This is a genomic window from Nostoc flagelliforme FACHB-838 (genome assembly GCF_014698065.1).
GTDB classification, from domain to species: domain Bacteria; phylum Cyanobacteriota; class Cyanobacteriia; order Cyanobacteriales; family Nostocaceae; genus Nostoc; species Nostoc flagelliforme_B.
This window is the reverse complement of sequence record NZ_JACJSI010000178.1, coordinates 1-12,439: the sequence shown is the minus strand read 5'-3', so window position 1 is coordinate 12,439 and position 12,439 is coordinate 1. Positions and strand designations below refer to the sequence as shown.

Annotated in this window: 9 protein-coding genes and 2 pseudogenes; 10 read left to right on the top strand and 1 reads right to left on the bottom strand. The window is 42.9% G+C overall.

The genetic code is table 11. The features are described 5' to 3' along the window. Positions 1–210 precede the first annotated feature (210 nt). The 7 genes from H6G97_RS35765 (at position 211) to H6G97_RS35740 (ending at position 8,326) form a co-directional block, all read left to right on the top strand. On the top strand, positions 211–411 hold the full coding sequence (locus H6G97_RS35765; RefSeq protein WP_190945277.1) for a hypothetical protein: 201 nt from the start codon (positions 211–213) through the stop codon (positions 409–411). Next, a complete protein-coding gene (locus tag H6G97_RS35760) occupies positions 408–596 on the top strand; it encodes a hypothetical protein (RefSeq protein ID WP_190945275.1) in 189 nt (62 codons plus the stop codon). The genes H6G97_RS35765 and H6G97_RS35760 overlap by 4 nt, the downstream gene beginning before the upstream one ends. Before the next feature lie 61 nt (positions 597–657). Next, positions 658–3,738 carry an nSTAND1 domain-containing NTPase gene (locus tag H6G97_RS56185; protein ID WP_242055729.1) on the top strand — a complete coding sequence of 1,027 codons (3,081 nt, stop codon included), beginning with the start codon at positions 658–660 and terminating at the stop codon, positions 3,736–3,738. Positions 3,739–3,993: 255 nt separating this feature from the next. Next, on the top strand, positions 3,994–5,883 hold the full coding sequence (locus tag H6G97_RS56180; RefSeq protein WP_242055728.1) for a WD40 domain-containing protein: 1,890 nt from the start codon (positions 3,994–3,996) through the stop codon (positions 5,881–5,883). An 82-nt stretch (positions 5,884–5,965) separates the two neighbouring features. Beyond that, a complete protein-coding gene (locus tag H6G97_RS35750; RefSeq protein ID WP_190945273.1) occupies positions 5,966–6,580 on the top strand; it encodes a hypothetical protein in 615 nt (204 codons plus the stop codon). A 202-nt stretch (positions 6,581–6,782) separates the two neighbouring features. Then, on the top strand, positions 6,783–7,526 hold the full coding sequence (locus tag H6G97_RS35745) for an alpha/beta hydrolase (protein ID WP_190945271.1): 744 nt from the start codon (positions 6,783–6,785) through the stop codon (positions 7,524–7,526). Between the two features lie 347 nt (positions 7,527–7,873). After that, the gene (locus H6G97_RS35740) at positions 7,874–8,326 is read left to right on the top strand and encodes a DUF1392 family protein (RefSeq protein WP_190945268.1); all 453 of its coding nucleotides are present in this window, start codon (positions 7,874–7,876) and stop codon (positions 8,324–8,326) included. Positions 8,327–8,718: 392 nt separating this feature from the next. Here H6G97_RS35740 and H6G97_RS35735 read toward each other — a convergent pair whose 3' ends face one another. Continuing rightward, positions 8,719–9,093 carry a hypothetical protein gene (locus H6G97_RS35735; RefSeq protein ID WP_190945266.1) on the bottom strand — a complete coding sequence of 125 codons (375 nt, stop codon included), beginning with the start codon at positions 9,091–9,093 and terminating at the stop codon, positions 8,719–8,721. 254 nt (positions 9,094–9,347) lie between these two features. On the opposite strand from H6G97_RS35735, the pseudogene H6G97_RS35725 reads away from it, so the two are divergent. The 3 genes and pseudogenes from H6G97_RS35725 to H6G97_RS35720 all read left to right on the top strand — a co-directional run. Further along, positions 9,348–9,763 (top strand): annotated as a pseudogene (locus tag H6G97_RS35725) (AAA family ATPase); the annotation flags it as partial. A 164-nt stretch (positions 9,764–9,927) separates the two neighbouring features. Next, positions 9,928–10,209: pseudogene (locus H6G97_RS53445) on the top strand (hypothetical protein); the annotation flags it as partial. A 706-nt stretch (positions 10,210–10,915) separates the two neighbouring features. Then, positions 10,916–12,439: calcium-binding protein (locus tag H6G97_RS35720; protein WP_190945264.1), on the top strand; the 1,524-nt coding region annotated here is incomplete at its 3' end.

The window sequence follows — 12,439 nt, the reverse complement described above, 5'->3', positions numbered from 1 at the left end:
GGCGAGCCGCTATGAATGATCAGTATATGCTTTCTGTGTTAGCCGCATCTCTCCCAAATTCAATCCTCTCCTAGAATCCCACTGTCAATAGGGTTTGAGACGCGCTAACCCTGTCGGGATAGTGGCGAGTCTTGGTTTGATGTCAATCCGGTTTTGGCAGAAGCGAGAGAACTACAGTGAGGAATCAGGGAACCGATGAATAATTAGATTATGAAATCAGAAACCAAAAATGTTTTGTTAAAAGCTTATGCACAATTGCACCAAATCACAGAAGAATTGTACTCAGCTTCGGATAAAGCCGTAGAAAACAATGATTTTGAGGACGCTAGCTTACTAGCTAGTAGAGCAGATAGACTTTATGAAGAGATAGAAAATTTAGAGATTGTAATTTCAGAACAAGAGGAAATATGAAAACAATCCAAGAGTTAAAGACTCGTATTCAAGAACTCAGTAAACAAGCTGTTGAATTTAGTAGAAAAGCATCTGAAGTATGCTTAACTGACCGTCAGCAAGCCAAGTATTTTAGACAACAAGCAAGAGAAGCTAGCAAACGCACTCAAGTATTGATACAGGAAGTAAAACGCCAGGAAGTTTAATTTGTAGTCTTTAATCTTTCCTCTGCCTCCTACACTCTAGATTTACGTAAACGTATGACTTATGACAGACTCGCAACCATCACAAGATGATCGTGTAAACAGCGATGTCTACGACGGGGTACGCCTACGCTCTCTAAAACAATTAGCTTGGGCGATCGAATCCTCCGTGGGACAGTTTAAGCTGATATTGGCACGGTGTAATTATGCTAGCTTGCGCGATCGCTTAATCTCCAGATTGCAAGAAATTTGTCAAGTTGAAATTCGCGTCTTGGCGGTGCAGCAATCTAACAGGACTCTTTATACTGCCATTCAGGAAGAATTTGGCAAAGAAATACCAGCCTGTGTGATGGTTGTGGGTTTGGAATCAGTGCAGAATTTATCTGTGATGTTAACTTCTGCAAATCAGGTGCGGGAAGAGTTTCGTAAGAATTTTGCTTTTCCCTTAGTGTTGTGGATTGACGATGAAATCTACAAGCAACTAATCCAGCTTGCACCAGATTTGGAAAGTTGGGCAACTACGAGAGATTTTGCCATCTCAACACAGGAATTAATAGATTTTATTATCCAAACCGCTAATCAATGGTTTAGTAATAACTTAAAATTTAGCGTAGATGAATATATCAAACTGGAAAATGAGTTAGAAACGGCACAAAGATATTTACTTAAAAATACAGATGTTTATAATTTAGAAATTCAAGCTAATTTAGAATCTTTATTAGGTTTTATCAAACAGATAAATAATCAAAAAGATTCGGCGTTAGAGCATTATCACAAAGCTGATAAGCTCTGGCAGCAAAGTCATAACTTAGAACGACAGGCAAAAATCCTCAGCGAGATTGGCTTTTGTTATTATTTAAAAGCTTTTAAACATCAAGATATTAATCATCCAGATTGGCAAGCAACTTGGCATTATGTCCAAGAGTATATAAATTTTATTAGCCAGTTGAGAAGTCCAGATTTAATTGCTACTTCAGTAGTTAAATTCGGTGATATCTTGCGAGACTTGCAAAAGTGGCAAACCTTACAGAGTCTTTCTGAACAAGCTTTAGTAATCCATCAAAATAACAACCAGCCAAGAGAACTAGCCAAGGATTACGGTTTTTTAGCTGAGGTAGCTTCTGCTCAAAATAATTGGGTCAAAGCAAATCAGCTTGTTCAGCAAGCCTTAAAGATTTTTTCTACGATTCCCAATCAGGAATCAGCAAATACATCAGGGATTTTATCTGATATTCCCGAAAGAGATTTAAAATCAAAAGATTTGAGTTTATATCAGTTTATTTTAGGTCGTTCTCAATACCATTTAGGTCAAACTCAACAGGCAACTCTCAGCTTAGAAACTGCGAAGAATGTAGGTAATCCGCTAGAAGATATCAGGCTTTACTTGGATATTCTCAGATTTTTGCAGCAGCTTTACTTTGAGCAAAAAAAGTATCTCAAAGCATACAAAATCAAACAGCAACAGCGTTCCATTGAACAGCAATTTGGCTTGCGAGCTTTTATTGGCGCGGGTAGGTTAGAAGCTACAAAACAGGCATTTGTAGAGACATTACGCTCAAACTCTCCCCAAGGAAATATTGCCCCAGAAATTGCTGCATCTGGTCGCCTCTTGGATGTAGAACGTTTAATTGAACGCATGGGTCGCCCTGATTATAAGTTGATAGTAATTCATGGGCAATCGGGTGTCGGCAAAAGTTCCCTAGTGAATGCGGGACTAGTGCCAGCTTTAAAGAATAAAGCGATCGGTACTCAAGATTATTTGTCGGTGGTAATGCGTGTTTATACCAACTGGGTGGAAGAGTTGGGGAGACTTTTGGGAAATGGGGGAGATGAGGGAGATTTAGAACTTCAAGTTTCGACCTCAGAACCTCAACATTCGACCTCTGAACTTGGAACTTCGACCTCTGAACTTGGAACTTCGACCTTTGAACTCGGAACTTCGACCTTTGAACTCGGAAGTTCAGCCTCAGAACCTCAACATTCGAGCTTTGAACTCGGAACTTCAACCTTTGAACTCGGAACTTCGACTTCAGAACTTGGAACTTCGACCTTTGAACTCGGAACTTCAACCTCTGAACTCGGAACTTCGACCTCAGAACCTCAAAATCCCCACTTTGTACAGACGCGATTCATCGCGTCTCTTCCCACTCCCCATTCCCTCCTCTCCCAACTTCGTAAAAACAAACAGCATAACCTCCGCACAGTCCTAATTTTCGATCAATTTGAGGAATTTTTCTTTGTTTACACCGAACCTGCACAAAGGAAGCAATTCTTTGAGTTTCTGGGAGAGTGTCTGAATGTTCTATCGGTGAAAGTTATCTTATCGCTGCGGGTAGATTACATTCATTACTTGCTGGAGTGCAATGATTTGTCCAGCCTCAAGATTATTGGCAATGACATTCTCAGTAATAATGTGCTTTACAAATTAGGGAATTTCTCGCGTGCTGATGCGAAGTCAATTATTCAGCGTTTAACTGAAAATACTAGTTTCCGCTTGGAATGTGCTTTAGTTCAACAACTGGTGCAAGATTTAGCCGGAGAATTGGGTGAAGTTCGTCCCATTGAATTGCAGGTTGTGGGGGCGCAACTGCAAACGGAGAATATTACAACTCTGGCAGAATATCGGCAGCGTGGTACTAAGGACGAATTGGTTAAGCGTTATTTGAATGAAGTTGTTAATGATTGCGGTGAAGAAAATCAGCAAGCAGCAGACATATTACTGTATTTGCTGACCGATGAAAAAGGAACTCGCCCTCTGAAGACTCATGCTGAGTTGGAACGCGATTTGTTCCCGTATTTCTCGGAGATCCCCCCAACCCCCCTTAAAAAGGGGGGCTTTATTCTTTCCACCCCCTTTTTAAGGGGGTCGCCACAGGCGGGGGGATCAAAAACCCCCTTTTTAAGGGGGTCGCCGCAGGCGGGGGGATCAGAAGCTATGGCGGAACAAGCTTCTGAAATCAGTAAATTAGATTTAATATTAGAGATTTTTGTCCAATCAGGCTTAGTGGTTTTACTACCAGAAAACCCCGCCGACCGTTATCAACTGGTACATGACTACATCGCCGCCTTTATCCGCCAGCAACAAGAACCTAAGTTAAAGCAGGTAATGGCGGAACTGGAAAAAGAACGAGAACAAAGAAAATAAAGTGAAGTAAAACTTAATCGTGTTTTCAAACGCGCTCTTTTTGGTTCTATAACCGCAGGTTTAGGATTTGCTGCTTTAGCTGCGGCAACATTCCAGTGGGCGGTAGAGGCAAATGTTAGTCAAATTAACGCCATCAATAATTCTTCTGAAGCCTTTGCTGTCTCTGGACAACATCCAGATGCTTTAATAACAGCCTTAAGAGCAAGTAACAAACTCAAGCATACAATTTGGGCGCAGCACAGAAGCGATACCCTAATGCACGCTGTGTTAACTTTACAGCAAGCGGTTTACTTAAAGCCAAAGGAAAAGAAAGAAAATCGTGCGATCGAGGTGAACACCTTAGAAGGGCATAGCAGTTCGGTCAATAGCGTCGGATTCAGCCCCGATAGCAAGATACTGGCTTCTGGCAGTTTATACAACACGATCAAACTCTGGGATGTCAGCACAGGCAAAGCGATCAAAACCCTGACTGGGCATAGCAATACGGTCATTAGCGTCGGATTCAGCCCCGATGGCAAGACACTGGCTTCTGGCAGTTTATACAACACGATCAAACTCTGGGATGTCAGCACAGGCAAAGCAATCAAAACCCTGACTGGGCATAGCAGTTCGGTCTATAGCGTCGGATTCAGCCCCGATGGCAAGACACTGGCTTCTGGCAGTGAAGACAACACGATCAAACTCTGGGATGTCAGCACAGGCAAAGCCATCAAAACCCTTCCTTCGGAACGCTACGCGAAGACTGGGCATAGTAGTAGGGTCATTAGTGTCGAATTCAGCCCCGATGGCAAGACACTGGCTTCTGGTAGTAATGACAAGACCATCAAACTCTGGGATGTCAGCACAGGCAAAGCCATCAAAACCCTGACTGGGCATAGCAGTGGGGTCATTAGTGTCGGATTCAGCCCCGATGGCAAGACACTGGCTTCTGGCAGTTTATACAACACGATCAAACTCTGGGATGTCAGCACAGGCAAAGCCCTCAAAACTCTGACTGGGCATAGCAGTAGGGTCATTAGCGTCGGATTCAGCCCCGATGGCAAGACACTGGCTTCTGGCAGTTTATACAACACGATCAAACTCTGGGATGTCAGCACAGGCAAAGCCCTTAAAACCCTGACTGGGCATAGCAGTAGGGTCATTAGCGTCGGATTCAGCCCCGATGGCAAGACACTGGCTTCTGGCAGTCATGACAACACCATCAAACTCTGGGATGTCAGCACAGGTAAAGCGATCAAAACCCTGACTGGGCATAGCAGTTGGGTCAGTAGCGTCGGATTCAGCCCTGATGGCAAGACACTGGCTTCTGGCAGTGGTGACAACACGATCAAACTCTGGGATGTCAGCACAGGCAAAGCCATCAAAACCCTGACTGGGCATAGCAGTGGGGTCAGTAGCGTCGGATTCAGCCCCGATGGCAAGACACTGGCTTCTGGCAGTCATGACAACACCGTGATTTTATGGGACTTGGATTTCAATGGTTTATTACTCAGTGGTTGCAACTTGCTCAATAATTACCTAGTTGCCCATCCTGAAGTGTTAGAAGAGTTGCAATCATGCCAAAATCCATTGCAGTTGGCGCAAGGGGCAACAGTGTTAGTTATCCAAGGTGAGAAGTTAGCGCGAAATGATGATATTAATGGCGCTGTGGAAAAGTTTGGCAAAGCCCAGCAGTGGGATAATAAATTAAAGTTTGATTCCCAGGCGAAAGCGAAAGAGTTTGTCAACAAAGGCAAAGCTGAACGCTCAGTTGATGAAGGAAATAGTCGCTTACAAGAGAAAAAGTTTAAGGAAGCGCTAGCAGCTTATACCGCAGCCCTCAAGCTCGATCCAAAAGCCGAAATTCCTGCTGATTCTTGGAATACACTATGCTGGGGCGGGAGTCTGCAAAAACAAGCCGCCGATATTTTACCAGCCTGTGAAAAAGCCGTTGCACTTGCACCTGAAGATGGCAATATTCGTAATAGTCGTGGCTTGGCTAGAGCGCTAACAGGCGACACCCAAGGAGCAATTGAAGACTTTGAGGCATACATCGCCCAGCCTGGAGATAAAGATAGTAAAGCACAACGGCAACGCTGGGTGAAAGATTTACGGGCGGGGAAGAATCCGTTTACAGAAGCAGAGATTAAGAAGTTACAGAATTAGGGAATTGAGCATTTTAATTCTCTTATCTCCTTGTTCTGTATCAATATGGAATAGACGAAATAAATAATCACAAGGTGGAAGGATGGCATACAGTGATTTTAGTCTCGCCAAGGTGAAAAAGACTTTTGACTTAACACTCGATGAAACTCGGAATTTATTTGCTGATACAAAACCTGTTACACCATCAGAAACACTTAGAGCAATTTTAATAGATTACATCCCTTTAGCAACTGCCATTTCAACCGAAAAAGCAAGGTCAGAGTTTTTAATTGCACCAATCCTGGCAGAGGTCAGACGATTATTAAATAATAAAATCTCACTGTTCTCTGGAAATGAATTTAATGTTGATGCAACTCAAGGCTTGCAAGGCTTTTGCGATTACATCATCAGCAATTCCCAGGAGCAATTATTTATTTCTGCTCCGGTAATGTTTATTTTTGAAGCGAAAAAAGAAGATATTATCGGCGGTCTGGGTCAATGTGTAGCGGCAATGATTGCAGCACAACTGTTCAATCAAAATCAAGGCAATGAAGTTGGGCAGATTTATGGCTCAGTTACTAGTGGAACTAACTGGAAGTTTCTATTTTTAGAAGAGAGGACTGTTTATATAGATTCGACTGAGTACTATATTAAAGAAGTTGATAAAATTTTGGGTATTTTATTGCAACCTTTTCAGCCTGTTCTAACTGCTGTTTGAATATAGCGGTTCCTAGCCAGATGCGGTACAACATTATATCGAAAGGGGCACGGGATGCCGTGCCCCTACGACTGTACCTCACATAAACGATAACCGCTATATATAGCAGGTGCTGATATAACTTACCTAGTCAAGGTTTAAAATTTGTTGAAAAATAAGAGAAGTTAGGAAACTCGCTCACCATTACCACTATTCAATTGATATGAGCCTATATTGTCTAGTTCACGGTGCTTTCCAAGCCACTTGGTGTTGGGATTTGCTAATTCCCTACTTAGAAGCACAGGGTCACAAAACTGTAGCAATGGATTTGCCAATTGAAAACGCATCTGCTACTTTGTCCCAATTTGCAGATGTAGTAATTCAAGCGCTGCCAAAAACTGATGATGATATTGTCCTAGTCGGTCACTCAATGGCTGGTACTATAATTCCCCTGGTTGCAGAAGCGGTAAAAGTACGTCAACTAGTATTTGTGGCAGCGCTACTCCCTTATCCCGGAATCAGTACACTCGACCAATTTTCTCATCGTCTTGATGCTGATACGCTTAAATCATTCAATTACCAGCCAAAAGAGCCAAGTAAACTCGAACAGTTCCACGATGAGCCTGATATGTTTGAACCAGCTTCCGTAGGCAAGGATTATTCAGACGAAGCAGTATTAAGGGAGTTTTTCTTTCATGATTGTCAACCAGATGTAGCACAGTGGGCAATCTCGAAAAGTCGTTCGCAACAATCTATGGCATATATTTTTGAAACGAATCCTCTAAAAGCTTTGCCGTATGTTGAGCGTAAATATATTGTTTGTACCGATGACCGAATATTGTCTCCTACATGGTCACGCATTGCTTCCCGCAAGCGCTTAGGAGTCGATGCCATTGAACTACCTGCTGGACATTGCCCACACTTGTCTCGTCCTGAACTTCTCGCTTCAATATTAACTAGTGATTAATTTTTTGAGCAATCCAAAATCTTTTGCCCAAGTGGACTATCCAACCCTAGAGTTGTCAAAAAACCTGTATCAAAGTTTCGCTCAAAAAACCTTAAACACTGAGGTACTGGTACTCTAACTAATCCTTCTGTTTTCCTTGTCATTAATACTGCATAGCCTTAACTGAACCGTATTGCAATATACACAACCAGCACAGAAATTAGATAGTTTGGTCAAATGTTCAGGAATTCCGCTTTTGAAACCTGTATTGATTAAGAATTGACATAGCGAGTGAAGTGTTGAAATTATATTCCGGATCAGACTAATGCAAGGAAGTGAATATATAAAGAAGAGGATTACATTCCCAGATGATTAACCAAATTACCGCCTTAGAATCCTGTTGGTATATTTCTCCTGGGTGGGGTAAAGATATGCCTCCACTAGCAGTGGAAATGTTAGAAAAAGTTTTGTTGCCAATCTCAGACTTGTCAGGTTATTGCCGTGGTGTTGAGTGGTCAGGACAAGAATGGATTTATGCAATTGTTTGCCAGAGTGAAACTCTTTACTTACCTGAGCAAGAATTTCATCCAACAAATGTACTAGAAAATTCCACTGTTTCCACTCCAGCTTTTGATTTGGGGGATATAGTTGAGGTTGATTTCGGTGAAGAGCCGACACGTCGTATTATTCAAGGAATTTTTAGTCTCAAAGATAATTGGCTTTATGGGGTAGAGTGGCGCTCCCCAACTTTAGAAGAAGTGTCTACCCAAAGCAGAACGATATGGCTTGCTGATGTTGATTTAGTCAATGTTAGTGTATGACCAGTTGCCATTAAAGAGCAGCACCAAGTTAACTAACAATTTGGGTTATTAATCTAAGGAATTAATGAGATTATCTTTGAGTCTATTGAAAATAAACTAGTCTTGTTGACATGATGCAGCCGCCCTGGATTCAGATCCACCACGCTCATTGTTGCACCACTAAATGGAAAATTTAGTGGAGGTATTAAACCCTTTGATTCAGACGCTCCATAGCGTAGCGTTAGGGATGTAGGAGCGTCTGACTCGCTTTCCGTGGCGCTATCCGCTTTTTCACACAGAATTCAATTCTGAATTCTGGCGACTGACGTATGTATTCTGTTTTGATAAAAAACTTTGAGTAGTGCAAGTCTAAAACTTGATAAAGAATTTTAAGTTGTATTTGAGATGATGTTTTAGACAGTTAGGAAATAGCTGGCACTAAGGGTGAGGTTGCTAAAACCTTGAATGATCGCAATTAGTTCAGGACTAGTTTCATTCAGGAATAAAGCTGTACCTGTAGCCAAACAAGTTGGCACTGCTCCCAAGCTATAGCTCGATTTGGAGCCAGACAATTGCAGCGTATCTGACAAAGCATCAAAATCAGCAATTATAGCGTAGTCGCCCAGTCCGCCCGTACTAGCATTACTATCGCTGTAGAAGACACCTACAATCGCACCTAAGATAAACTGATCGCTCCCAGTGCCACCAGTCAAAAGGTCAACTTCAGCAACACCTCTTGCTGTTGTATCTGTTCCAGTGAGTACGTCGCCACCTTCATCTCCAAACACGCGATCGCTACTGCCAAAATAATTTTATACTAACTAGTAAATCAGTAAAGTCTTCTCACATTGGGCGAGGCTTAAGTAAGGCGTTGCAGAACAGTGGGATGAATTGAGGCAAGCAGGGGAGGCAGAGGAAGCAGGGGGAGAATTTTAGAAGTTGCCAAATCATCCCGCAAATATGCAACGCCAAAAATTGGAATGCGATGGCGTACCCGCCTACCGCAGGCATCGTCTCCCAAACCAAATTTTTGTTTAAGTACCGCGAACACTTTATCTTCACCCAAGAGGCGCGGTCGCTGCATCTGCCGCAACCCAAAAGTGTATTGTTGGCGTGGTCTCCCAGAGTTGGTAAAAGCTTACTTGCCAAAAACATTGCAACCATTGTCAACTTACCACTACTCCAGCTTGATATTGCGTCCCTCCTTGGTTCTCTGGTTAGTGAATCTGAAGGTAATGTCCGCCGTGTTTTGAAAACTGCCGAGGCAATCGCACCCTGCGTCTTATGGGTTGATGAAATCGGAAGGGAAGATTCGATGAAAATTTCTTCGTCGATCTACCAACCGAACCGGAGCGTTCCCAAATCCTCAAGATTCATTTGGAGCGTTTCGGCATTGTAGTGGAGTCCGAGTATTTGGAAGCGATCGCCGCAAACACCGCGAAATTTTCAGGTGCAGAGTTAGAGGATGTTTTAAAAGTCCCCTTATTGGTATCAAAAGTTCAGATCCCCCTAAATACCCCTTAAAAAGGGGGACTTTGATTCCTGTTCCCCCCTTTTTAAGGGGGGTTAGGGGGGATCTAGAAGTACTTAAAAGCACAGCCAAACACTTTTAAAACAACCTCTTAGAAACTCTAGCAGCAGAAGCGGCACTGCTAGCATTTAACAAGGGACGACCACAGCAGGTGACACTAAGGGATCTGATGCAGTGTTGTGAAAATATCACACCTTTGGCTATTCAGGATGCGGCATCTGTAGAACGAATGCAGTCTTGGGCTGGCTCGGCAAGGGCTGCATCTAGTCCAATCACTCAACAGCCTAAATCTTTGCGGACTCCACGATTCCGTAATAACTTTATAAAAAAATATTTCATCAAATTAAAGTATTACATTTTACTCATTAAATAAATGCTCATTTGAGAGTAAATGCAAAAACGAATGCTTCAATCTTCAGTAAAAACCCTTCGTTAGTAAAAGTATGAATTTGTATTCATACTTGCGTTTAGACCGCTGGCACTTTTATCTCCTATGGATAAAACCTCACTATATTTTACAGATAATACTCTCTTATTAATACTGTTAATTAGTTAATTGTTTGTCACTAAAATCACAACCTAAATACGGGTTGCTATTTAATTAGCATCTATTATTTAAACTTTATTTAATAATCATTAAATTAACTGAAAGCCTCTTCAATAAAGGCATTTACGAGCCATTTCTTTTTCTACATGACCTAATAAATTCAGTATGTAGTAAAGTCTGTCTGCAAATTTAATAGTATAATATACTTGTATTAAACATTTATTTCTTCTCTCTGCGCCTTCTCTGCGAGACGCTGCGCGTTAGCAGAAGCCTGTGGCGTCTACGTTAACAAAATTGACTTTGATAACAGACTTTTAGCCTTACCTTAACCCTATTGTTTTATAGTAAGGAAGTTTTGCAAAAACCAATATTCTACATAAAAAAGAAATACACCCCTGAGTAATACTTAGCAGCTAAAAGCTATTAAGTTTTGTAGTTCATAAATAGAAACTAGTATTTTCATACTTTTCTTAAAACTGAACTACTAGTAGCTCATTGTTCACTTATAAATCCAGAATTAGGAGAATCAATCATGGCAGTAATTTGGACCCCAGGACCAGGACCAACCAATAGAGCAGATATAGGTACTAGTGATGCCGCTTCTGATAACTTTAATGGTTTTGGTGGAAATGACACCCTTAATGGTGGCGCTGGTGATGACACCTTACGAGGTGGCCCTGGCAATGATCTCTTACAAGGTGGCGATGGTATCGACTTTCTATTCGGTGGGGCCGGGAGCGATACCCTAATCGGGGATCGTGGCAACGATACTTTCACTGGCGGAGCAGGCAACGACCGACTCATCTGGAACAATGGTGACGGTAGCGACAGAATCAGTGGTAATGCTGGCGATGACGTGGTTGAGGTCAACGGCGCTGCGGCTGCGGGAGACACTTTCCGCCTGGAACAAGATGCCCAAGGAAGAGCAATTTTTGATCGACTCAACCTAGTTCCCTTCACCCTGACTGTAGACAGTGCAGAGAGCTTTGAAGTCAATGGTGGTGGAGGCGATGACATCCTTGATGTTAACGACCTAACGGGAACTAGCGTCAGTGCAGTCAGCTTTACAGGCGGTGCTGGCAATGACTCTCTTGATGGTAGTGGCACATCAACACCCTTAACTGCCTCTGGTGGAATTGGAAATGACACCCTAATTGGTGGCACTGGAAATGACACCCTTAATGGTGACGCTGGTAATGACTTGCTACGAGGTGGCGATGGTATCGACTTTCTATCCGGTGGGGGCGGGAACGATACTATAATCGGAGATCGTGGCAACGATACTTTCACTGGCGGAGCAGGCAACGACCGACTCATCTGGAACAACGGTGACGGTAGTGACAGAATCAGTGGTAATGCTGGTGATGACGTGGTTGAAGTCAACGGCGCCGCAGCTGCGGGAGACAGCTTCCGCCTGGAGCAAGATGCTCAAGGAAGAGCAATCTTTGATCGGCTCAACTTAGTTCCTTTCACCCTGACTGTAGACAGCGCAGAGAGCTTTGAAATCAATGGTGGCGGAGGCGATGACATCCTTGATGTTAACAACCTAGCGGCAACTAGCGTCAGGGCAGTACGGTTTACAGGCGGTGCTGGAAATGACTTTCTTGATGGTAGTGGCACAACTACACCATTAACCGGCTTTGGCGGTAACGGCAGTGACAGCCTCTATGGTGGCGCTGGCAATGATGTCCTTAATGGTGATGCTGGTAGTGATGTCTTAAGGGGTGGCGCTGGTAATGATATCCTAACAGGCGGTGGTGGTAGCGATCGCTTCGTGTTCAACTCAGGCGCTCAATATACTGCTGGTGGTTTAGGCGTAGATGAAATTACCGACTTCAACCGCAATTTTGACAGAATTGTTCTGTCTCGGACAACTTTCGTCGGACTTAACAATCTGTCTGATATTAGGATAGTAGCTAATGATGCAGCAGCTGCAACTAGCCCTGGAATCATTACTTACAGCCTTGGAACTGGCAATTTGTACTTCAACCAAAACTTGACATCACCAGGCTTTGGCACAGGTAGTCTGTTTGCCAACATTGATAACGATAACAAT

What these genes read in the sequence shown, in the direction of transcription:
- H6G97_RS35750 (WP_190945273.1), top strand. Translation starts at nt 5,966, where the DNA reads ATGGCATACAGTGATTTTAGTCTCGCCAAGGTGAAAAAGACTTTTGAC.
- H6G97_RS35765 (WP_190945277.1), top strand. Translation starts at nt 211, where the DNA reads ATGAAATCAGAAACCAAAAATGTTTTGTTAAAAGCTTATGCACAATTG.
- H6G97_RS56185 (WP_242055729.1), top strand. Translation starts at nt 658, where the DNA reads ATGACAGACTCGCAACCATCACAAGATGATCGTGTAAACAGCGATGTC.
- H6G97_RS35740 (WP_190945268.1), top strand. Translation starts at nt 7,874, where the DNA reads ATGATTAACCAAATTACCGCCTTAGAATCCTGTTGGTATATTTCTCCT.
- H6G97_RS35745 (WP_190945271.1), top strand. Translation starts at nt 6,783, where the DNA reads ATGAGCCTATATTGTCTAGTTCACGGTGCTTTCCAAGCCACTTGGTGT.
- H6G97_RS56180 (WP_242055728.1), top strand. Translation starts at nt 3,994, where the DNA reads ATGCACGCTGTGTTAACTTTACAGCAAGCGGTTTACTTAAAGCCAAAG.
- H6G97_RS35760 (WP_190945275.1), top strand. Translation starts at nt 408, where the DNA reads ATGAAAACAATCCAAGAGTTAAAGACTCGTATTCAAGAACTCAGTAAA.